This window comes from Alteromonas sp. (assembly GCF_984505615.1).
Window position 1 is genome coordinate 150,516 of record NZ_CFHOXV010000003.1, and the last position, 21,965, is coordinate 172,480.

The window sequence follows — 21,965 nt, forward strand, 5'->3', positions numbered from 1 at the left end:
TCTGAACTTCATTACGCCGGAATTTGTTCATTACATCGAATACAACAAAGGCGCATACAACGCATTACAAGGCGACTTTTCAACTGCCGGATCGGCCAATTTCTACCTAACACCGGGCCTGCAACAGGACATGGTGAGTGTGGAAGCCGGAGAGAACAATTATCTGCGTACCGTAGCAGGATCGACCCTTTCTTTCGATGACGCCTCTCTGTTTCTTGGCGGCGAATTTAACCGCTACGATGGCCCGTGGCAGGATATCAGTGAAGATATCAACAAAGTAAACGGGCTGGTAAATTACACTCAGAATACAGACAACGGCTCTGTGGCTGTCACCTTCATGGCCTATGATAATAGCTGGAATTCAGCCGACCAGATCCCTGCCCGCGCTGTCGCATCAGGATTAATTTCCCCGCTGGGCTCGCTGGACACCACAGTTGGCGGGGAATCCAGCCGCTACAGCTTGTCGGTTAATGTCACCGAAGGTGATTTTTATGCCAGTGCCTATCTCATCAACAGCGATTTAAATCTGTTCTCAAACTTTACTTATTTTCTGGATAATCCGCTTCAGGGTGATCAATTTGAACAGGTAGACAGGCGGCAAATTACCGGAGGCGAAGCCGGTTACCACTTTTCTGCCAGCCCGGGCAAAATGGACTGGGTGCATCAAATTGGCATACAGGTGAGACGGGATAACATTGATGAAGTCGGACTGTTCAATACACAAGCCCGTCAACGGACTGGTACAGTACGTAGCGACGATGTGGACGAACTGTCTGTATCAGTCTTTTATCAGGGCGATTACCTGTTGAATGGCAAAACAACGGCCCGCCTTGGCGCCCGCTATGATTACCTGACCGCAGATGTAAACAGTGATTTGGCTGCCAATTCGGGCAGTGCTGATGACGGTTTGCTCAGCCTGTCTGCCGGCCTGAGTTACATTTTCACTCCCCATCTGGAAGGCTATGTGAATGCCGGACAATCATTTCATTCAAATGATGCACGTGGCGCTACCTTATCTGTGGATCCCCAAAGCGGCGATATTGCTGACCCGGTAGATTTGCTGGTACGGGGCAATACGGCAGAAACGGGGATCCGCTATTTCGACAGTGAAGTACTGAATCTGTCGGCTTCATTATGGTGGCTGGAACTTGATTCCGAACTGCTGTTTGTCGGTGATGCAGGCAACAGCGAGGCCAGCCGCGCGTCTGAGCGCTTCGGGGCCGAAATCGCAGCCTACTACTGGTTCACAGAACAATTGTCTGTTGATGTAGAAGTTGCCCTCACCCACTCCCGCTTTAAAGGCAGTGAGGAAGGTGAAGGAAACCGGATTGATGGTGCATTAGGTGAAGTAGTCAGTGCGGGCTTACGCTGGCAATTCGCTGAAGGCTGGGACAGCACATTACGTCTGAGGCACTTTGGCCCGCGAACTTTAGACAGCTACGGCGATGTTGAGTCCTCTGCCCTGACAGTGGTTAACGCTCAGCTCTCCAAACGCTGGCAGAACTGGACGTTCACCTTGCAGGCACTTAATTTACTGGACAGTGACGATCACGATATTGATTACCTGTACGAATCACAACTTCAGGACGAGACGGCGGCGGTAGAAGATATCCACTTTCACCCTATTGAACCCCGTACTATGCGCATTAAAGCGGCATACCGGTTTTAATATTGTGAAGTGCCGTTAAATCAACTTTTCAGAGAAAAGCTTGCAATTAGATTGAGAATGAGAATAATTATCAGTTCTTAACATATCTTAACTTTCAGGCTTTTCTTTTCATGCATTATCAACCCCTCTCCCTGGCTGTCGCAGCTGCGCTGACGACAATGTCTGTCTGTGCTCAGGACCAGCAAGATGTAGAACAAATCGAAGTAAAAGGTCGTGCTCAGCAATTCTATCTGGATAGCCATACCCGCCTTGGAACAAAGACCGACGCAGATATTATGGAAATCCCGTTGTCGGTACAGGTGTTAACCCGCCAGCTCATTCAGGATCAGGCAGCCCGCGACATCACGGATATGTACCGCTCTATTGCCGGTGTCAGTGAATTCAGTTACTCCGGCGTGACATTCCGTGGCTTCAGGGACGACGGTAATGTGTTTTATGATGGCGTCCGCGGCGATCCTTTCTCCGGCTTCAGTGTGCCTCAGCTTTTTAACGTGGAACGTGTGGAAGTGCTGAAAGGGCCGGCGGCTTCCCTGTATGGCGGCGGCGAGCCGGGCGGTATGATTAACTACGTCAGCCGGAAACCGTCTTTTGAAGAAAAGAAAAATATCACCCTGACAGGCGGTAATTTCTCACTGGCAGGTGCATCAGCTGACTTTACCGGTGCGGTTTCTGACACCACGGCATACCGTTTAGGCGGATTCTATGAAAGCCAGGACAGCTTCAGAAATAACGCTGATTCAGAAAATATTGAGCTGGCCGGCGGCATGACTTTCCTGTCAGGACAGGATACCACCCTGACCACAACCTTCGATTACATCGTGCAGAACCTGGGTGGTAACCGCCTTCGTGGTGTACCCGTGGATGACGACGGGAATTTCATTGTAGATCGCAGCTACAACGCAAACGAGAAAGGCGATTATCAGGATCTCGAAGCGCTTGTTTTACAGGCAAATCTGACCCACAACTTCACAGACAACCTGTCGTTTAACGGCACCCTGCGTTATCTGGATAACGAGCGTGAGCAGGCCTATCATGAATCCAGAAGCTGGGTAGATGCCAACGGCGACGGTGAAGCCAATATTGATGATCAAATTATCCGCCGCGAATACCGTAAACAGTACAGAGCAAATGATGAAATCAGCCTGACACTGGACTTCGTGTATGATTTCGACACAGGAGGAATCGCACACCAGTTCTTATTTGGTGGTGACTTCCACAATATGGAAACGGAATACGACTACTTCCGGGCTCGTTATGAGGCGGACGGCGTTGCCAACCTGAATATCTTCACCCTGAATTACGGCATTACCGATCCTTCGACATACGATCTCACAGACATGAACCGTGACGGCAATAAGCGTCAGCGAATGAGTGCTTACATTCAGGACAAGATCCAGTTCTCGCCTTCATGGGCCCTGCTCGTAGGTGTCAGACTTGATCATTTCGATGAAGAAAACAAAGAAACGCTGGCGGAATATTCTGACAGTGATATATCGCCCCGCGCCGGCCTTATCTACACGCCGTCTGACAACACTACTGTTTACCTGAACTATTCGCAGAGTTTCAACCCTGTGGATCCCAACGACTTCACGGAAGCCGGCCCTGTTCAACTTTCTCCGGAAACCGGCGAACAGGTGGAACTGGGCCTCAAGCAAAGCTGGCTGGATAACCGCATTATGACAACCGTTGCTGTTTATCAAATCGACAAAGAAAACCTTGTGATTGCTAATCCGGACTACATCGAAGGCGAAAACGATGCCACAGAGCCGGCGCTGATTAATTTCGGACTGGTGGAAAGCGAAGGCGCAGAGTTCACTCTGGTGGGTGATATAACCAATACCATAAGCGTGACTGCCAACTATGCCTACAACGATACGCGGATTGCATCAGGCGAAACAGCCAACACTTATGACGGTACCCGCCTGGCCAATACGCCCCGCCATCAGGCAGGACTCTGGACACGCTATGCTATCGACAGTATTGATTCTTCCGTGGCATTCGGGGTTGATTACGTCAGTGAACAACGAAGCCTGGACGGTCAGAAAGTGAAACCTTACACCGTGTTTGATGCCAGCTGGACAACGTCGTGGGATGATCTGCTGTTAAGCATAAACGTGCGGAACCTGTTTGATAAAGTCTACGCAGTCAGCGGATTCAGCGAACGTAATGGCCACTTCCCGGGTGAGCCAAGGGAGATAGTTGTACAGCTCAGCTACGACTTCTGATGACAAACTAATCCTGTAAAGCCCGTTGCCGGTCGCTTTACAGGATTACTTCACCGCTCCCGTACGGTAATATGCCCGCCAATTCACACCACCGCAGTTAAACCGTGCCGTTTTTTAATCTTTTACTCATCGCTTTTGCAATGTCTACCGATGCTTTTGCTGCCTCTCTCAGTAAAGGCAGTCAGTTGCAATCACCGCGCTTCATCAATGCTTTAAAGCTGGGCCTGCTGTTTGGCGTTATCGAAGGGATCACACCTGTCATCGGCTGGTTAATTGGTTCCGCCGGCGCAGAATACATTGAGCAGTACGATCACTGGATAGCATTCGGCTTACTGGTGCTGTTAGGCGCACACATGATTTACGCGTCGTTTAATGGTGATGAAGAAGAAGATAGTCCGGGCGAAGCAGTACCAGCTCAGAAACAATCCTTTATGGCTTATACGCTTACCGCATTCGGCACCAGTATCGATGCCATGACTGTCGGTGTGAGTTTCGCCTTTCTGGATGTCAATATTGCACTCGCTGCGTTGATGATAGGCCTGGCCACCTGCCTGATGGTAACCATCGGGGCACTGCTGGGACATAAACTGAGCCACATCGTGGGCGAAAAAGCTGAAGCCGTGGGCGGGATTGTGCTGATTGGCATCGGCAGCTGGATTTTGTATTCTCATTTATCTGCAATGTAAACAGAGACATCAGCATGCACATTCAGTACGACAACCTGCAAGGCAACGACATTATTGCACTGCTGGAAGAGCACCTGGCAGATATGTTCGCAACATCACCGGCAGAAAGTGTGCATGCTCTGGATTTGAACGCGCTGAAAGCACCGGATATCCATTTTTTCTCGGCCAGAAAAGACGGCAAATTGCTGGGCTGTGTGGCAGTAAAGCAGCACAGCGATACTGAGGCAGAACTCAAATCCATGCGCACTACCAGAGCGGCACGGGGAACCGGCGCCGGATATGCCTTGCTCCTTCACGCCATCTCCTTTTGTCGCGAAAAGGGATTTACCACCCTCAGCCTGGAAACGGGCACCCAGCCTTACTTCGAAGCCGCAAGAAAACTCTACTATCGTAATGGTTTTAAAGACTGCGGGCCTTTTGCATCTTATCAGCCCGATCCGAACAGTCATTTTATGACGCTGACGCTTTAGAACTGCGAAGCTACCACTGAATTCGATAAATCAGGTTAAATTGTTCTCAAAATAGAGATGCCTTGCAGTCGCAGGTTTGCCGGAACGTCTGTAATCTAATTGCAATTTCAAAACGAATTTATCAACCATGAATACCATTTCAAAACCTTATAATCTGGTTGCCCGCATACTGCACTGGGCAATTGCAATATTAATATTCTGGGCAATCGCTCTGGGCCTGGTTGCTGAAGGAATGCCAAACTCTCCGGATAAAATTGAACTGTTTGTGCTGCATAAGTCTGCGGGATTTACAGTACTTGTACTGGCAGTTGTGCGCTTGTTCTGGCGCTTAGCGCATCCTCCCGCCCCGCTCGGGCTTCCTCCCCTCAAGGAAAAGCTGGCGTCAGCCGGTCACTGGGGGCTGTACCTGCTCATGCTGGCGGTTCCGTTGAGTGGCTGGCTGTTAAATTCCACTGCGGGCTATCCTTTTGCCTGGTTTAATTTAATTTCAGTTCCTCATATTCCGGGACTGGATAACGGGAGCCGTGACTTCTTCTCCTCTTTACATGAGTACTTGTTTTACATTATCGCACTGATGGTAGCCGGACACATTGCCATGCTGGTTCTGCATAAGCGCCTGGATGGGATTAGCCTGTTACCCCGAATGTTGCCAGGAAAGTCTTTTGTCAGTGCAAGTGCGCTGTCTTTAGCACTTGTTTTTTTAATCGGCTTTACCTTCTATAAAGCTGAGGAAACATCCCCGGATTCCGGAGATGTAGCGGTTACTACGCCGCTTCCAACGGCCCCAGCAGCACAACAGGAAGTGAATAAGTCTGACAGCCCGCGATGGGAAATGGTCGCAACGCCTGATAATTTTAAATTTACCAACAGCTACGCAGGCCAACCTTTTACTGGCGCAATCCGTCAGTTTACGCCGGCAATCTATTTCGACCCTGCAGATCCTGAAAGCGGGATCATTGACGTCACAATCAATACCCAAAGCATTACAACTAACAACAAGGACTGGGATGGCACCATTAAAGGTAGTCAATGGTTCGCCACTGAAGCCCACCCTGAGGCGCACTATCTGAGTCGTGATATCAGAAAAGAAAATGGTAAATTTATTGCTGACGGCGAACTCACCTTAAAGGGAATTACAAAACCAATTTCTGTGACGTTCAGCTGGCAGGAAAGTAACGGTGAGGCCAGGTTTATTGGCTCTGCGACCATCGACAGACGGGATTTTGAAATCGGCAGCGGCAGTTGGGCTACAAATGCCAGCGTAGCTTATGAGGTTGAACTGTCGATCGATTTGAAATTGATAAAACAGACGAACTGAGACACTTCAATTAGCGGAAGTCAGAATAGACTCACATTCTGACCTTCTGCTACAAGTCTGCCCGGTTATTGATTAAACGCCCTCGCCTTTTCAATCCGCTCCTTCATAACCGGATGTGTAGATAACCAGTTCTCTACGGTTTCACTGGCCTCAGGCAATGATTCACTCAGTTTTTCCATCGCTCTGGCGAAATCTTCCGGATTGCGGCCGGTGACGGAAAGCTGATGTAACGCAAAATCATCGGCTGCACGTTCGTGAGCCTGCGAGAACTTATTATGCAACACAGTGGAACCGACACCGAAGAAAGCTTCAATGGCACCGGTGAGATCACCGAAAAAGTAAGACACCGCCAATGTAGTAAATAAAGATTCGGCAATCATCTGCATTGAGTGATTCTGCTCAACGTGACCCACCTCGTGGAGCAAAATGGCATCGAGTATTGCTAAATCCTCCCCGGCAAGGGTAATCATGTCATCAGTATAAACAATGGTGCCATCGGGTAAGGCAAATGCGTTTGGCCCGGTAAAAGAGGATTTACGGAACTGAATATCAAAGTAGTCATGACTAACACCGATATCGTTGATCACTTTATGAAAATGAGCCTGCAACGATGATTGTTGCGTAACCGGCAAGCCGCTTGGCTCCAGGATGGTGGCATCCATGGCACTCAAGGTGTGTTGCGAGGCAACAAACTTTGCTTCCTGCGGGATCACATCAGCAAATCGCACCGCTATCCAGGGCATGATGAAAGCAAAGACCAGATATAATAAAACCGGTACCATCACGACACTGGCAATTACCCAGTGTCGTTTTGATTCCAGTTTATTGATGGCATCTCCGCCTTTTCCATCCAGCCAGGCATCCAGAGACTCTGAACTGTCGCACACCAGTAATACGTTACCGGGCAAGGTGATTTCACGGGGAAGGCGACCCAATTTAGGTTTGCAGGTCACCTCACTACGCAGATACGTTTGCTCACTATTGCCTTCAAAGCTGCCGACAATCAGTGCTTCACTGTTCACATCACAGTCAACCTGGTATGCCGCAGCGCCGGCACGGGGATACAACTGTCCTTTTGCCACAATTTACCCCAGAGCAATATCCACATCGAACAATCCGGCAGCTTCTTCACCCGCCGCACCAACATCACTGGTGTAGCCTTCCATGACCTTATTGACATCAGACAGTACCGCTACCTGCGTACGCTCTGCATAGAAATTAGCGGTGCGGACTTTGGTCCACGGGAAGGCAAAGCCCAGTGTGAAAATGATGGCCAGAATGTTCGTGCCGCGCAGGCTGATAAGTTCACCCACCCCCACGTCTGATGAGAATCTCGCAATGCCGTCAAGCTCTGTAACCGCAAATAGATGATTCCGGATGCGTGCTGAATAAAAGCCTGACGCAATCACATAGGCCAGAAAATACATAGCAAATGTGCCGAAAGTGAATACCAGAGAACCCGATGAAGAAAACTCCTCACCTGATGAAGTGGAGAATATTCCCACTGCCATAAAGATCCCGCCAATCATGAAAATACCAAACGCGATGGCGCCGGCTGCGATCCCTGTACCGAAATATTCGCCGGTATTTAAACGGGTTTTAAATGACTTATCGCCGTAACCTGTTGATTCCAGCAAGAACTGATCTATCTTTTTCAGAGCCAGTGGCAATATGAGATAAAGGGTAAATAAACTGGCTACCGGCCAAAGTACAAACACGACAAACGCCCGGCCGAAACGACCTTTAAAGTTAAAGCGGACATTGCGGTAAGACGTCATGCGCATTTTGAAACGGTAACTGAGAATCACCAGTACAGGTGTAAGCAAACCCAGACAAATGGCCACGATGACGCCGGCAAGCGGGTTGAAGTAACTGGCAAGGAAATAGCCGCCGAAAAGTACCACGGCGATGGCGCGTCCCTTGAGGATTTGCAGGGGTTCAGCCAGGTAAGCAAACCGGTGGCCGTCTATGTCGGTATTGCCGTAAAAATAACGGTTAGTTCTTACCTTTGCCCAGGCAGAATAAATACCCAGCGTTGCAATGGTAAGGGCCAGATTGACGATCCAGATTGAGAAAAACTCGCCTGTTGTACCATGAAATTTTACAGGCACTGTGCGTAGCGGTTGAACAGCCTGCCCGGCATCATCCTGTGCCCCCCCTTGCTGTTGCGCACCGGCAGCCGGCTCCGGAGAAGACATGCTGGCAAATTCTTTGGCAGCAATCAGTTGATCGAGGATCAGGGCTCTGTCAGGCCAGGCTTGCTCATCAATGGTTGAACGTGCTTCTTTAAGCTCAGACAAGGTATAGCCTGAGTAATCGATTTCATTTTCCATATGCACTCATTTTTATATTTTTTGTCCATTCTGTGACGACATATCACGTTTAAGAACATACTGAAAACACAGTCATTCAGCAAGTATGAAACCTCTTACTTTGCCTTTGCGATGAGCTTGCTGAGACTCGCCAGAATCAAAAATAGCAACCCCGTCTGAAAATGTTCTATAAACAAATCGCGACTGTCATAAACAAACCGTTCCCAAACCGCCTGAGCGAAGAAAAGGCCTGCGCCGGTGTAGTACGTCACATCTAAAAGTCTGTTCATTACTGAAATTCCGGAAAAAGAAAGGCTACCGGAGTAGCCTTCAAATGGAGTCATTACAATAGATACAACAGGGATCCTCGCAAATTTCACTCAGTGCAGAAACTGTACTTAGTACCTGAAGTTTCGCGTAAAAAAAGGCCAGCTTTGAAGGCTGGCCTGTTTTAACGTTTTATATTCCGGAACGGTTATTCAATTTGTCCGCGTAATTCACCGTCGGGGTTGGCCGGTGTGTGGATATTTACGTAATGACCGCCTGAAATCAGGACATCATAGATATCAATATCAATCATCGTATCTGCGGGCGTCATCCACATGCCCATGTCATCCGCAGACTGCTCCAGACCTACCAGAACATCACCGTTTTCACCGGCTGCGCCTGTATGAATATGTGCTGCCGTGGCGTCATCAACACCTTCAGTGTTAACGACTACCTCCAGTGCATAAGTCATTGAATTTACCAGCGCATAACCACTACCCGTTGCCGTTGTGGTAACAGCGGGCACCTGCTGATCGCCGCTCAGAGGGAAGGTAACCACCATGTAATCAGACGTTATGATCTGACCACGGATTTCACCGCCCATGTTTGCAGGCGTATGCACATTGACGTAGTGACCACCCGAGGCCAGTACTTCAAGGATGTCAGCATCGATCATGGTATTTTCCGGTGTCATCCACATACCCATATCGTCAGCCGATTGCTCAAGGGCCACCAGTACATCTCCGTTCATGCCGATTCGGCCGGTATGAATATGAGCACCTGTCGCATCATCAACCCCTTCAGTGTCGATAACCAGCTCAAGAGCATAAGTAGACGTATTTACCAGCGCATAACCGTGACCCATTGCCATGGTATCAACAGCAGGCACCTCCTGCTCACCGTCCAGCATAAAGGTCGCAATCGCATACTCGTTTGTGAGGATCTGACCACGCAGTTCACCTCCGCCGTTAGCAGGTGTATGCACATTTACATAGTGACCACCCGATGCCAGTACGCCAAAGACATCAGCATCAATCATCGTCCCTTCCGGCGCCATCCAGGTTCCTGCGTCATCGGCTGATTGCTCCAGTGCAACAAGCACGTCACCATTCATGCCGACTCTGCCGGTGTGGATATGTGCCATGGTTGCGTCATCGACGCCCTCTGTGACTACCGTCATTTCCAGTGCATAGTCATCAGTGTTCACCAGCGCATAACCGCTACCATAAGCTTCGGTAGTGACCGCCGGTACTTCCTGTGCACCGGAGAGCATAAATGTAGCGAGGGCGAAATTATCTGTCAGGATTTGTCCGCGAATTTCACCGCCGGGGAAATCCGGAGAATGAACATTGACATAGTGGCCGCCGGAGACAAGCACCGCCAGTGTGTCTTCGTCAATCATTGTGCCGTCGGGTGTCATCCACATCGTCATGTCGTCCATGGACTGTTCCAGCGCAACCAGAACATCACCATTCATACCTGCACGGCCTGTATGAATATGAGCAGCACTGGCATTATCCAAATCTTCTGTGTAAATCACTAAATCAAGGTCGTAGGTCGCTGTCGATACCAGCGCGTAGCCGTAACCGTCAGCCATGGTCGATACCGCAGGCACCTCCTGAGTACCGTCCAGCATAAACGTCACGATGGCCATGTCATCTGAAACAATCTGACCGCGAACCTCGCCATCCCCGAAACTTTCAGTGTGCACATTGATGTACCAGTCACCGTCTTCCAGATCAGCAATCAAGTCACTTGTGATACTGGTTTCGGCCAGCGTGTATGTACCGTCTGATGTCATCTCCAGCCCGAATGCCACATCACCATTGCGACCTATATCGCCATCATGAATATGAACAGCTGACACACCTTCAACACCGCTTACGTCCACCGTCGCCCGCAGAAGCATAAGCTCTTCATCAACTTCGACGGTGGCCATCGCCATTTGCGTCGACATGTTCATAGGGACTTGCTGCATACCATTGAGTTCAACATCGTAGGTGGCAGATGCTGAGAAGGTGGGCTCTTCCGGTTCGACAACAACAACCTCATCATCATCGTCATCACTGGAGCATGCACTTAATGCAACTGCCGCTCCGATTACTGCTAACTTATAAAATTTCATGTTTCTCTCCGCCGGTAAAAAAATAATTAACACTGTTTTAACGGAGTGTGCACAACTTGGTTCATTTGTGCTGCTAAATAAAGTCAATTATCGGATTAATATTTATTAATAGTTTCACAACTCACTGAAATTGCTCCGGTAGTCAGCCGCGCGGCAAATTATTCGTGAAATCCGGGGGGATCACCTCATAGCAAAACTCGATATTTAAGCTATAGGAAAAGTTTGCGTGTGATCAGCTGAATCCTGCGTGTATATTGACGTACAGGGAATAAATAGGGTTAGATAGCCAAAACTGAATAACCGGAAGACTCCTAATGAACATAAAAATAGCACTCACAGCACTCTTGCTGATTTTGCCGGCAACTTTACCCGCGACGGCAGAAACTGTTGATCCGGAAGCGGCAAAAATGGATGTGTATAAAAGCCCGACTTGCGGCTGTTGTAAAAAGTGGATTTCTCACATAGAAAAAGCGGGTTTTGCTGTCAATCCTGTGGACCATTCAGATTTATATACACTGAAAATGAATGCAGGCATCCAGCCTGAATACCAGTCGTGTCACACCGGCATTATTGACGGATACGTGTTTGAAGGTCATGTACCTGCCAAATTTATCGAACAGTTTCTGGAACAGCCGGTAGAGAATGCCATCGGGCTCTCGGTTCCTGCCATGCCCGTTGGTACGCCGGGTATGGAAATGGGCGACCGCTTTATGCCTTACGATGTTTTAGTGTTGATGAAAGACGGCTCAGACCGGGTGTATGCCAGCATCAAAGGTTACAACGAACAGTTCTGATCAAAATCTAAAATTTTGTCGTCTGGATTAAAAAATATGTTGTAACTGTGTCTGAACTTAAAAAACGTCGCCGGCGTAATCACATCAACCAAACCGGCCCGTTTTTTAAGGATGATGCATGACAAGGTCACTCTCTTTAGTTGCGTTAAGTTTATCTCTGGCTGCCTGTGGCGGCGGAGGCTCAGACAGTTCAGATAATCCCCCTTCCACACCCGCTCCCGCTTCTTATACTGTTGAGGTTACATCCTCTGCAGGTGGCAGTGCGTCGGTAACCAGCCGCGCGGTGACTGAAGGAAATACTCTGACGATTACATTCACAGCTGACAGTGGTTATACGTTAACCGGCGTTGAAGGTTGCGATGGAACACTGGAAGGTAATACATATACGACAGGCGCGATTACTGCGGGCTGCACCGTAAATGGTGAGTTTGCCGCTGTTGATACCACCGTCAATATTACCAGTGCAACCATGACCGGCGGCATGATATATCCTGCCAGCTTAACTGCAGAGCAAGGCGATACAGTACAATTTACACTCGTTCCGGATGTCACCAATATGGTTGAAACGGTGTCAGGATGTGACGGTGAACTAAAAGGTAATATTTACGCTTTCACCGCCTCAGAAAGTTGTGAGATTTCAGCCAGTTTTACTGCGCAGTCAGATACGACGACCCGCAATAACACCGGCGCTCAGAAAACACTGGTACTGCCGGTAGCCTTTGCCGGCAGAGATGCGATAGATAATCTCTCTGTTGACGACCTGACCACGATGTTTATAAGTAGTGATGCTTCCGTAAACCAGTATGTGGTGGAGGCTTCTGAAGGTAGTGCCTGGCTTGAGCCTCATATCCTGCCATACTACACATTAACCAGTACCAACACGGCATCAAACGGCAGCACCTCGGGCTTCACTTACACAGACGCTGAGGTATTAATTGGTGACGCACAACGTCAGGAGATTTACAGTTACATTGCTACCAATGTGGAAGACTACACCAGCTATGACCGTCTTATCACAGTCATCAATGACAATCCGAACCAGCCTTACGTTTGCTATGCGTCTTTAAATCACAGTGCAGAAATTGAAAGCTGGGATCACTATGTGGCTCACATGGCCAGTGCATGTGCTTCAAAGGCGACCTTTGTTCATCAACTCGGTCACACCTTCGGCATGCGCCATACAACAGCCAGCCAGTGCGAAAATCTGCCGGCTGAGACTTTTGCTTACCGCAGTACTGAAGATTGTGAAACTGACGGCGAAGCCAGTCCCTTCCCAATGGGAGAATTGTCTGATCATGATGCAACATATACTGCGACCATGCGTAATCTGGCAGGATGGATTGATGACAGCCGTCAGGCTATTGTCACAGCGCCGGCCAATGTGACATTGTCTCAGTCATCTTCCCCTGATGGTGGTGTTCAGTTAGTCCGCATACCCTATGCACTTGATGCCAATGGTGATGCGGTGTACGTGAATTTCGAGCTGAAAACTAACACCGGACTGGATGCCAGCCTTTTCACTGCTAAAGGTGTTGAAGATAACTGGCAATTATTAGTATCTATCCCGCAAACCCGCACAACCTCCGCGGTGAGTAGTCCGTTAGATGCCTTATATTTGATGCCTGACGATGACGATGAAATTGGTATCAACGAGGATTATTTAGATAGATTCCGTGGCATGTCTGTGCGCATAGCCGGCACACAGGGCAGTGGTAAAACGTTAACTGTCGATCTGGACATTACACCACCTGTGATGTTGCCCCAGCCGGCACTGTCTGTCCTTGCAGGCGCCAGCACAGCAGAAACAACCATAGTGACGCTTACAAATACTTCGGCATCTGCAATTTCCGGCATTACTGAAAGTCTGGCAGGGTTAAACCCGTCTCACTTTACGGTGCAGTCTTCTACCTGCGCAGGCTCATCACTGGCTGCGAATGCAAGCTGTCAGGTAGTCGTGGCGCGCACGTCTACCAACCCTGCATTTGCCACGTTGAGGTTTGCCGGTAACGCTGATCAGGTACAGCAAGCTGAAATTGAAGCCATTGCCATTAATGAGCCTTATGACAGCGCCGCAGCACTTGAGTGGATGACACTGAGCGACTATCCCCGTATGTCATTATTTGAAGCGGTGGCATTTTGCGAAGCACGTGAAGACAACGGCAACACCGACTGGCGCGTACCTTCCGCGGAAGAGTTGAATGCAGCCTTCACCGGTTCTGCAACACCGCCACTTGATTTGACTTCTGCAACTTACGATCGTTATTTCTGGTCAAAATCAGTAGAAGCCGACTTATCTATGTCGACGCTGGCGGTCATCAACGACAGTTACAGTATGGCGAATTCTCCCCGCAGCGCCGTAAGGCACGTGGTGTGCACCCGCACACAGTAATGCAAATTTCATCTTTTGCTGAGGCCGGCGAATATGCCGGCCTTTTTTTGTGCTCTCAAAGATTGAAGCTGACTGCAACAACTGGTTTGTCCAGTTGACCTTATCCAAAAGTAGTGGCATGCTTCAGTAACAAATCATTAACGTTACGAGCTATGACAGCAAGCCAACCCCCTCTTTCTCAGGCATCCCTTTTTATTCCCGACGGTCATCATCAATTGCATCTGCGTCACATCCATGCCACGCAGGACGGCGAGCCGGTACTGATGATCCACGGAGCCATTGAAAATGGGAAAATCTTTTATACCGACTCGGGAAAAGGACTGGGTTGTTTTCTGGCTGTACAGGGCTTTGATGTCTACGTTGCCGACATGCGTGGCCGCGGCAAAAGTACGCCTCCCATTGCTGAAGATCCAAACCATGATCAAAACGACCAGATAACCCGCGACATCCCTATGATGATTAATTTCATCGCACAACGTACCGGCAAAAAAGTACATGTGATTTGTCATTCCTGGGGCGGCGTGCTTACTGCATCTGTACTGGCACGCTATCCTGAAATCACAGAAAAGGTGCGCAGCCAGGTATGCTTTGGCACAAAGCGTACAGTGAGCGCTAAGAACTTTGAGCGGTTGTTTAAGGTTGAGCTGGTATGGAAATGGTTTTCTCCCTTTATCGCAAAGCGCAAAGGCTATTTGCCCGGCAGGCAGTATAAAATAGGCTCGGATGACGAAACTTTCGGCTCATTGACGCAAAGCGTTCACTGGGTAAAACACACGCCCTGGACTGACTTAAAAGACGGTTTTGATTACGCGGCTGCCGCCACAAAAACGAACTGGCCTCCTACCTGGCACATTGCTGCCATCAATGATTATGCACTCGGCCATCCGGTTGATATTCAGCGTTTCATTACCGAAACCCGTGACACCAATGTGCTCTTCACCGTTCTGGCGAAACAAAACGGTAACGCCATGGATTACGACCATATCAACATGCTTACCCATCCCGCTGCCAGAGAAGATCATTTTCCTGATGTGGTGGCGTGGCTGAAAAATCACTGAGCCGGTGCAGGCATATCAAAGAGGCGGGCATGCTACCCGCCAGTCTTAGCAATATAAATCCGGTGGCAAGTTAGCGGTTTACATCCACAACGACTCTGCCCCGCACATTGCCTTTCAATAATTCTCCGGCAGTGCTGACCACATCAGAGAGTCCAATTTCTTCTGAAATTTCTGACAGCATATCATGGTTGATTAAAGCAGCCAGCCGGTCCCAGGCTTCAATCCTGTCTTCAAGGGGACGCATCACACTGTCGATGCCGGCAAGCGTAACACCACGCAGAATGAATGGTGCAACTGTTGCGGGAAAATCCATGCCCTGAGCCAGACCACAGGCTGCTACCACACCGCCATACCTCATTCCCGCACACACATTAACAAGTGTATGACTGCCCACTGAATCAACCGCCCCGGCCCAGCGCTCTTTTCCTAACGGTTTGCCCGGTTCAGACAACGACTGACGGTCGATAATGTCACTGGCACCGAGTTTTTTAAGATAATCAGCCTCATTGACGCGGCCCGTAGAAGCCACAACGGTGTAGCCCAGCTTTGCCAGTAATGCGATGGCAAAACTGCCTACTCCGCCATTGGCGCCGGTCACCAGTATTTCTCCTTTGTCCGGTGTGACACCGTGTTTTTCCAGCGCCAGTACACACAGCATCGCCGTGTATCCGGCGGTGCCAATTGCCATCGCCTGTGCGGGGGAAAAGGCTTCCGGCAGGGGAATTAACCAGTCACTTTTCAAAACAGCTTTCTGTGCCAGACCACCACAGTGGGTCTCACCGACACCGAAACCATTCAGTAATACCTTGTCACCCGGTTTAAACCTTCCGGCGCTGCTGCTTTCCACCACGCCGGCCAGATCAATGCCAGGGACCATGGGGAAATGCCGGACTACCGGTGCTTTGCCGGTAATCGCCAGCGCATCTTTATAGTTCAGTGTGCTGTGTGAAACCGCCACCGACACATCACCTTCCGGTAATGTGCTCTCGTCGATGGTTTGTAATGACGCTTTGTACTGGTCGTCTTTTTCGATCAGAATACCTTTAAACATAGCTCCTCCGGTTGACTCGAATTAATATAGACCGATCGTCTATTAACACGTAAAAAATTTTTCCTTACCGCAAACCATTCATAAAACACGTCAGATAGTTATCTAACGGGCGTGCAGATCGCTCCAGTTTCGCCCGGCTAACCGCCCCTTCCCAACCAGTCCAGAAATATTCGGCAGTGGCGGCACAGTTAGTTGTCGCCGGAATGTCACCAGATACTTTAGCTTCTTCAAGACATACCGCCAGTTGATCCTGCCAGCTCTGAAAAATGTCAATCAGCCGGCTGCGGAAGCTTTCCGGTAGTCCGTCGACTTCCTGCCCCAGATTACCCACCAGACAACCCCGTTTGAAATCATGTTTTGCCATCCCCTCTTTGGCAGAATCAACAAAGGCAGCGATGCGCTCCAGAGCAGGCAAATTTGTATTAGTGAGGGCATTTTTCAGCTTACCGGCAAAATACTCTGCGTAGCTGTTTAATACAGCATGACCGAAGGCCTCTTTGCTGGCGAAATAGAAGTAGAACGAGCCTTTGGGCACGCCTGCCTTTTTTAAGATCGTATCGATGCCGGAAGCAGCAAAGCCGTTTTCCGTTAAGTGCGCGAGACCGCTGCGGATAAGTTCCGCTCTGGTGTCTCTTGAACTGCCTGCCGCTTTCGGTGGTCGTCCGCGACGGGATTTGGTAGTTGTATTTGTCATCACAAACATAATAGACCGAACGTCTATTAAATTACAACCTTTGCTTCACCGGTTGTTCAGTTACACTACCCTCCGTTTTTACTTGTCGTATTTCAGTCAGGAATTTGTATCGTGTTTTACCTTAGTGCTGTAACAGTCCTCTGGGCGTTATCATTCAGTCTTATCGGGGTGTATCTTTCCGGTCATGTAGACAGCTACTTTGCCGTACTCACCCGCATCGTGCTGGCGGGGGCACTGTTTCTGCCATTTTTGCGCTTAACCGGTTTACCACGTAAATTCATCGCCGGCCTTATCGTTACAGGCGCATTCCAGTTTGGTATCACCTACGTATGTCTTTACCGTTCTTTCGAATATCTGTCCGTACCTGAAGTGCTGCTATTCACAATCTTCACGCCACTGTATGTATCTTTATTTAACGATATTATCGAACGGAGATTTTCCTTGCCCGGCCTGGTATGTACAGGAATTGCGGTAGCCGGGGCTGCGGTCATCCGTTATGACGAAATCAGCAATGACTACATTACCGGCTTTTTAATTCTGCAACTGGCGAACCTGACCTTTGCCACAGGTCAGGTGGGATACGCGCAGTTAATCCGACATTTTAAGCCTGCTTCCCCGCCCTGGCGCAGCTTTGCTTTGTTCTTCGCCGGTGCCCTGCTGGTAGTATTGCCTGCGTATTTACTGTTCGGGGATGCAGGCAAACTCCCTTCAACACCGGTTCAGTGGAGTGTCCTTGGCTGGCTGGGACTGGTTGCATCAGGACTCGGCTTTTATTTCTGGAACCTGGGAGCTGTAAAAGTAGACGGCGGTACGTTAGGCATCATGAACAATGCTCTGATCCCGGCAGGTTTAATCATTAATGTGCTTATCTGGAACCGGGATGCCGATCTGATCCGTCTGACTGCCGGAGGCGGAATCATTGTCGCTTCTCTGTATATTAATCACCGCTGGAGCGCATTCTGGCAAAGAGGTTACAACAACAAGCAATTTAAAAATTAGGAGAAATAATATGAAGAAAACCATCAAGAAGCTCGACAATAATGTGGTGAAAGCGCTGACAATGGCGTGTGAAACTATAAAAGAATGGGATACCGGATTTGAATGGCTGACGCACACCGCAAAATATGACAATTTTCCTGGCAGCCTGATGGTGACCTGTGTGTTCAGTTTAGATGCAGAAGCAGAGCGTGCTGCTGAACAGGGCTGTGATAAGAAGATCAGACAGCTTATTCAGTCCCATCTTTTAAAAGCCGGTATTAAGGTGAAGGATATTCGCAGGCACGTTCGCCTCGACAGTGAAGAAAGCTGCCTGCGGGAAGACGGTGGCGACTGGCCAGCACGTCTTGCCCGCTGGAGCTGTTAAAACTAATTACCCTTAAGCAGGTGAATTAGTTTTGTGCATCTTCAGAGGCTTCTTCCAGTTCTTCTCCCGCTGACTGAATATCCTGTCCCAATCCTTCTACGGTGGCACAGCCTGTCAGTAAGCTTCCCAGAAAGCCCGCCAGAATGGCAAAGTATCTGGCCCGAATTGCTTTCGATAAATGTAGTGATTTCATATTTCTCTCCGGTTTAATCTTCTGCGGCCGCGTCGCTGGTATCAGCCCTGGCAGCACTCTCATTGGTTGGCTGGCTTACGCCACTCTCCTGCCCCTGACTTTTCTCAGAAAAGCCCGAGGAGCGCATCATCGTATCGAGCTTCTCACCACCTTTGGCACCGAAGTCCAGTGTACGAATAGGGAACGGGATCAGAATGTCAGCCTCATTCAGGGCGCGCTGCACGGTGACAATCGCATCGTGTCTGACCTCCATATAATTAGGTTCACCCGGATAGCGGATCCAGAACCACACCAGTAAGTTTACGCTGCTGTCACCGAATGACTCTGCATAAACGTTGGTTTCATCTTTATTGATGACGTAGTCTTTTTCGTTGATCGCATCCACAATCACTTCGCGGGCCTTTTGCGGATCGTCCGCATAGGAAATGCCCACAGGCACTTCAATCCGGCGATGTCCCATCACGGAGTAATTAGTAAGAATATTTCTGAAAAGAATTTTGTTGGGGATGATTACCCGCTGCCCATAGAACGTGGTGACCAGCGTATTTCTGAGATTAATTTCTTCCACATTACCGAACACGCCGTCTGCCTGAATGACATCGCCAATCTGAAACGGCTTGCGGATCCCCATGGCGATACCGGCGATAAAGTTCTCAGTAATATCCTGAAAAGCAAAACCAATAGCCAGACCAACGATACCTGCACCGGCGAGCAAGGAAGTAACGGTGCCCTGCAGTCCGACAAAGTCCAGCGCGATAAATATTCCGGCACAGGCAATAAATGCCTTGGCGATGGATGTAAGTAAATCGGCAATCTGGCGGGATTCAAACGCCCTTCGCAATACATTATTAAGCACCTTACCGGCAACCTTAGCCAGCAAACCGAATGCAAAGGCAATAAAAAAAGCGACTACGATATTGGGGAGCAGCTTGATCCCCCCTTCCAGCCACACCTGCAGCTTTTCATTAATTAACTCGTAGGCTTTATCGATTTGCGGAAATTCCATATTTCTCCCGGGGTCTTGTTGATGCCATTTTACTTCAGTGCTTTTACGGGCATAAAACTTACAAGTATCGTTCCGGGTAGAGACGTAAAGGAAAAATAACGAAAAACACAAAGCTAATCAAAAAGATAGAAACCTTCCCCACGGGATTTGTAAAAGATACTTTGATGATGAACAGAGAACGGGAAAGAAATAGATACCCGGGGTGTGAAAATGTCACACAGTATTTTAAGGCAGATAAAGAAGGAAAAAGACCTCACTGGAAAGTGAGGTCTGCATGATGTACTACTGACTGATGAGTTCAAACATTTGATTTTCGGCTCCGGCTGTACAGGTCCACTGCACAATATCTGCACCATCTGCCGCAGAATTACCGCTGACGTCCAGGCACAACTCACTCCACTTAGGAATGATTCGCCATCTGCCGGTTCCGGCCGACTGGAAGCGGAAAAGCTGGTTATCACCACCCCAGTAGTCATAGAGGATGACAGTGGCACCGTTACCGGCAACGGAGGTATTAACATCCAATGATTTAGCCGGTGCATTTAGCGGTGAAATACGATGCCAGATCCCGTCTACCTGCGATATGGCGAATTTCTGGCAATCATTATTAAGCCATGCATACTGCTGCACATTCGTGAGATTTGCAGTTCCGCAACCGGTGATATCTATCGCTTTACCACTATGAACCGGGCTAATCTGATAAGTGCCGTTAACCGTACCATTGTTGCCGCTTCCGCCAGTACCTCCTCCGGAGCTGTAACCGTTATAAACCTCAAATTCAGCTACGCGGGGTTGGGAAGATGAAGACTGGATCACGAAACTGATTTTATTCAGATTGGTATCGCTAAAGGAAATTACGTCAGGCACTGCACCGCCACTGGCCAGAGTGACTCCGGTGTCGTAATTCACCACAGCCCAGCCGGTAACCGCGTTTTCATACCCGGCGGCTGATACAATCCGTACAGCATTTACCGTAGTATTCAGGTTTTTCACATTAATGGTGCCGGTTGAGCCATTGGGTGACCAGTAGGTACTGGTATCACCATCGATAACGTTTCCGTAGCTTGTACCGCTGGCTTTACTACTGCCATCTGCCGCTGCAGACAGCGCCAGATTTGTACCGGTGCCGGAACCGCCTCCGCCGTTATCACCACCGCCGTTGTCACCGCCACCGTTATCCGGAGGTGTGGTTGTAGAGCAGTCACCATCAGAGACAGCCAGCCCTTTATTAGCGCCTGCGGTAGCAGCAATAATTGAAGGCACACAACTGGCGTCATCTAAGCTGTAGCTATAGGGAATACTGATGGATGTCGTGGATGACGGGTTGGGGCCGGCAGGATAATTCTTATCGCCGGATGATGTCCAGGTGATGTTATCAAAGATATTTCCGCTGACCTGCCAATAACCCATATCGTTGGTATAGAACGTACCCAGCACATCTTTAGAGTCTTCGAAATAGTTGTTTTCGGCCCGGATCTCCCCGCCAATCCGCGGATTCATACCAGACTCATTGATACTCACATAGTGGTTGTTGTAGGCATGAGCAGTGGCATGACGCAGTAAAGGCGTGCGCGAATCAATATTCTGATAGAGGTTGTGGTGATAGGTAACCGGCCCGTTCTGATCGTCTGAATCACTTGAGCCTACCAGGCCTCCCCGACCTGAATTTTTCAAAATACTGTAAGACAGAGTTACATATCTGGTATCGGCTTTTATGTCGAATAATGCATCGTAACCCTCACTCTCACCGCCGCTGGCTTCAAGAGTAACGTGGTCCACCCAGACATTTCTGACTGTAGATTCCATGCCGATAGCATCACCGCCGTTAGAAACCGGAGAGCCTGACTTCTTAACATTGCGCACATGCACGTTCTGAATAATGATGTTGGAAGCATTACGAATATGTATTCCCAGTTGGTCAAACAACGCCCCGCTCCCCACTCCGACCAGGGTAATGTTACTTACATCTTTGATTTCAATTTTATCTTCCGCAGTATTACAACTGTCTCCGGATACTTTACTGGTATTTCCATGATTCACGGTGCCCTGAACCTGAATGATAATCGGCTCATCGCTACTGCTTCGGTTACAAAGCGCCTCATGAATGCCCGTACCGCTGGAGACAGTAACCACATTTCCCCCCTGACCTCCGGTAGTGCCGCCATTCTGAGTGGCGAAGCCTGTCGCAGCCAGTCCGGGTAAAGATACCGGTATGGTCGCAAGTCCGATACAAAACGCTATTTTCGATGCTTTATATTTCATAAAACCTCCGCGTGATTGTGTAATACGTACTGCGCCGGCTTCTTTATGTGCTGCCGGCTCCGGATTACGGTTTAAAGTGCAGA

At 49.2% G+C, this 21,965-nt stretch carries 19 protein-coding genes; 10 read left to right on the plus strand and 9 right to left on the minus strand.

From position 1 onward, the window contains the following. The 5 genes from AC4PME_RS03765 to AC4PME_RS03785 all read left to right on the plus strand — a co-directional run. The coding region (locus tag AC4PME_RS03765) for a TonB-dependent receptor (RefSeq protein WP_491223805.1) at nucleotides 1-1,669 on the plus strand (1,669 nt) is incomplete at its 5' end. A 110-nt stretch (nucleotides 1,670-1,779) separates the two neighbouring features. Then, nucleotides 1,780-3,894 (plus strand): TonB-dependent siderophore receptor, encoded by a 2,115-nt coding sequence (locus AC4PME_RS03770; protein WP_491044967.1) that lies wholly within the window; start codon nucleotides 1,780-1,782, stop codon nucleotides 3,892-3,894. 104 nt (nucleotides 3,895-3,998) lie between these two features. Next, nucleotides 3,999-4,580, plus strand: a complete 582-nt coding sequence (locus tag AC4PME_RS03775) for a manganese efflux pump MntP (protein ID WP_490708644.1) — start codon at nucleotides 3,999-4,001, stop codon at nucleotides 4,578-4,580. A gap of 14 nt (nucleotides 4,581-4,594) precedes the next feature. Continuing rightward, complete coding sequence (locus AC4PME_RS03780) at nucleotides 4,595-5,050, plus strand: GNAT family N-acetyltransferase (RefSeq protein ID WP_490708643.1); 456 nt, start codon at nucleotides 4,595-4,597, stop codon at nucleotides 5,048-5,050. Nucleotides 5,051-5,177: 127 nt separating this feature from the next. Next, on the plus strand, nucleotides 5,178-6,368 hold the full coding sequence (locus AC4PME_RS03785; protein ID WP_490708642.1) for a cytochrome b/b6 domain-containing protein: 1,191 nt from the start codon (nucleotides 5,178-5,180) through the stop codon (nucleotides 6,366-6,368). A 65-nt stretch (nucleotides 6,369-6,433) separates the two neighbouring features. Here AC4PME_RS03785 and AC4PME_RS03790 read toward each other — a convergent pair whose 3' ends face one another. The 4 genes from AC4PME_RS03790 to AC4PME_RS03805 all read right to left on the minus strand — a co-directional run bounded on the left by AC4PME_RS03790 (nucleotide 6,434) and on the right by AC4PME_RS03805 (nucleotide 11,072). Then, nucleotides 6,434-7,450, minus strand: a complete 1,017-nt coding sequence (locus AC4PME_RS03790) for a M48 family metallopeptidase (RefSeq protein ID WP_490708641.1) — start codon at nucleotides 7,448-7,450, stop codon at nucleotides 6,434-6,436. Between the two features lie 3 nt (nucleotides 7,451-7,453). Continuing rightward, nucleotides 7,454-8,701: a YjgN family protein gene (locus AC4PME_RS03795; RefSeq protein WP_491044968.1), complete on the minus strand. Its 1,248-nt coding sequence runs from the start codon at nucleotides 8,699-8,701 to the stop codon at nucleotides 7,454-7,456. Between the two features lie 95 nt (nucleotides 8,702-8,796). Continuing rightward, nucleotides 8,797-8,970, minus strand: coding sequence for a hypothetical protein (locus tag AC4PME_RS03800; RefSeq protein ID WP_161599164.1), 174 nt, complete (start codon nucleotides 8,968-8,970; stop codon nucleotides 8,797-8,799). 185 nt (nucleotides 8,971-9,155) lie between these two features. After that, a complete protein-coding gene (locus tag AC4PME_RS03805; protein ID WP_491044969.1) occupies nucleotides 9,156-11,072 on the minus strand; it encodes a CHRD domain-containing protein in 1,917 nt (638 codons plus the stop codon). 314 nt (nucleotides 11,073-11,386) lie between these two features. Here AC4PME_RS03805 and AC4PME_RS03810 point away from each other — a divergent pair, with 314 nt between their 5' ends. From AC4PME_RS03810 to AC4PME_RS03820, 3 genes are all read left to right on the plus strand, one after another. Then, nucleotides 11,387-11,866 carry a DUF411 domain-containing protein gene (locus tag AC4PME_RS03810; protein ID WP_349588277.1) on the plus strand — a complete coding sequence of 160 codons (480 nt, stop codon included), beginning with the start codon at nucleotides 11,387-11,389 and terminating at the stop codon, nucleotides 11,864-11,866. A gap of 118 nt (nucleotides 11,867-11,984) precedes the next feature. Further along, nucleotides 11,985-14,255, plus strand: a complete 2,271-nt coding sequence (locus AC4PME_RS03815; RefSeq protein ID WP_491044970.1) for a hypothetical protein — start codon at nucleotides 11,985-11,987, stop codon at nucleotides 14,253-14,255. Nucleotides 14,256-14,407: 152 nt separating this feature from the next. Beyond that, a complete protein-coding gene (locus AC4PME_RS03820; RefSeq protein WP_491044971.1) occupies nucleotides 14,408-15,313 on the plus strand; it encodes an alpha/beta fold hydrolase in 906 nt (301 codons plus the stop codon). A 70-nt stretch (nucleotides 15,314-15,383) separates the two neighbouring features. Here the strand turns inward: AC4PME_RS03820 and acuI are convergent, their stop codons facing one another. Then, nucleotides 15,384-16,364 (minus strand): acrylyl-CoA reductase (NADPH), encoded by a 981-nt coding sequence (gene acuI / locus AC4PME_RS03825; RefSeq protein WP_491044972.1) that lies wholly within the window; start codon nucleotides 16,362-16,364, stop codon nucleotides 15,384-15,386. 64 nt (nucleotides 16,365-16,428) lie between these two features. Continuing rightward, nucleotides 16,429-17,058 (minus strand): acrylate utilization transcriptional regulator AcuR, encoded by a 630-nt coding sequence (gene acuR, locus AC4PME_RS03830; RefSeq protein ID WP_491044973.1) that lies wholly within the window; start codon nucleotides 17,056-17,058, stop codon nucleotides 16,429-16,431. 111 nt (nucleotides 17,059-17,169) lie between these two features. Here acuR and AC4PME_RS03835 point away from each other — a divergent pair, with 111 nt between their 5' ends. Then, complete coding sequence (locus tag AC4PME_RS03835; protein WP_491044974.1) at nucleotides 17,170-18,057, plus strand: EamA family transporter; 888 nt, start codon at nucleotides 17,170-17,172, stop codon at nucleotides 18,055-18,057. Nucleotides 18,058-18,067: 10 nt separating this feature from the next. Beyond that, a complete protein-coding gene (locus AC4PME_RS03840; RefSeq protein ID WP_491044975.1) occupies nucleotides 18,068-18,421 on the plus strand; it encodes a Fis family transcriptional regulator in 354 nt (117 codons plus the stop codon). 25 nt (nucleotides 18,422-18,446) lie between these two features. Here the strand turns inward: AC4PME_RS03840 and AC4PME_RS03845 are convergent, their stop codons facing one another. The 3 genes from AC4PME_RS03845 to AC4PME_RS03855 all read right to left on the minus strand — a co-directional run bounded on the left by AC4PME_RS03845 (nucleotide 18,447) and on the right by AC4PME_RS03855 (nucleotide 21,882). Then, on the minus strand, nucleotides 18,447-18,614 hold the full coding sequence (locus AC4PME_RS03845; RefSeq protein WP_303572942.1) for an entericidin A/B family lipoprotein: 168 nt from the start codon (nucleotides 18,612-18,614) through the stop codon (nucleotides 18,447-18,449). 13 nt (nucleotides 18,615-18,627) lie between these two features. Then, on the minus strand, nucleotides 18,628-19,620 hold the full coding sequence (locus tag AC4PME_RS03850; RefSeq protein ID WP_303572941.1) for a mechanosensitive ion channel family protein: 993 nt from the start codon (nucleotides 19,618-19,620) through the stop codon (nucleotides 18,628-18,630). 282 nt (nucleotides 19,621-19,902) lie between these two features. Further along, a complete protein-coding gene (locus AC4PME_RS03855; protein WP_491044976.1) occupies nucleotides 19,903-21,882 on the minus strand; it encodes a pectate lyase family protein in 1,980 nt (659 codons plus the stop codon). Nucleotides 21,883-21,965 lie beyond the last annotated feature (83 nt).

Coding starts and splice junctions, on each gene's coding strand:
- AC4PME_RS03770 (WP_491044967.1), top strand. CDS start 1,780: ATGCATTATCAACCCCTCTCCCTGGCTGTCGCAGCTGCGCTGACGACA.
- AC4PME_RS03780 (WP_490708643.1), top strand. CDS start 4,595: ATGCACATTCAGTACGACAACCTGCAAGGCAACGACATTATTGCACTG.
- AC4PME_RS03785 (WP_490708642.1), top strand. CDS start 5,178: ATGAATACCATTTCAAAACCTTATAATCTGGTTGCCCGCATACTGCAC.
- AC4PME_RS03795 (WP_491044968.1), bottom strand. CDS start 8,701: ATGGAAAATGAAATCGATTACTCAGGCTATACCTTGTCTGAGCTTAAA.
- AC4PME_RS03800 (WP_161599164.1), bottom strand. CDS start 8,970: ATGAACAGACTTTTAGATGTGACGTACTACACCGGCGCAGGCCTTTTC.
- AC4PME_RS03805 (WP_491044969.1), bottom strand. CDS start 11,072: ATGAAATTTTATAAGTTAGCAGTAATCGGAGCGGCAGTTGCATTAAGT.
- AC4PME_RS03810 (WP_349588277.1), top strand. CDS start 11,387: ATGAACATAAAAATAGCACTCACAGCACTCTTGCTGATTTTGCCGGCA.
- AC4PME_RS03815 (WP_491044970.1), top strand. CDS start 11,985: ATGACAAGGTCACTCTCTTTAGTTGCGTTAAGTTTATCTCTGGCTGCC.
- AC4PME_RS03820 (WP_491044971.1), top strand. CDS start 14,408: ATGACAGCAAGCCAACCCCCTCTTTCTCAGGCATCCCTTTTTATTCCC.
- acuI (WP_491044972.1), bottom strand. CDS start 16,364: ATGTTTAAAGGTATTCTGATCGAAAAAGACGACCAGTACAAAGCGTCA.
- acuR (WP_491044973.1), bottom strand. CDS start 17,058: ATGACAAATACAACTACCAAATCCCGTCGCGGACGACCACCGAAAGCG.
- AC4PME_RS03840 (WP_491044975.1), top strand. CDS start 18,068: ATGAAGAAAACCATCAAGAAGCTCGACAATAATGTGGTGAAAGCGCTG.
- AC4PME_RS03845 (WP_303572942.1), bottom strand. CDS start 18,614: ATGAAATCACTACATTTATCGAAAGCAATTCGGGCCAGATACTTTGCC.
- AC4PME_RS03850 (WP_303572941.1), bottom strand. CDS start 19,620: ATGGAATTTCCGCAAATCGATAAAGCCTACGAGTTAATTAATGAAAAG.
- AC4PME_RS03855 (WP_491044976.1), bottom strand. CDS start 21,882: ATGAAATATAAAGCATCGAAAATAGCGTTTTGTATCGGACTTGCGACC.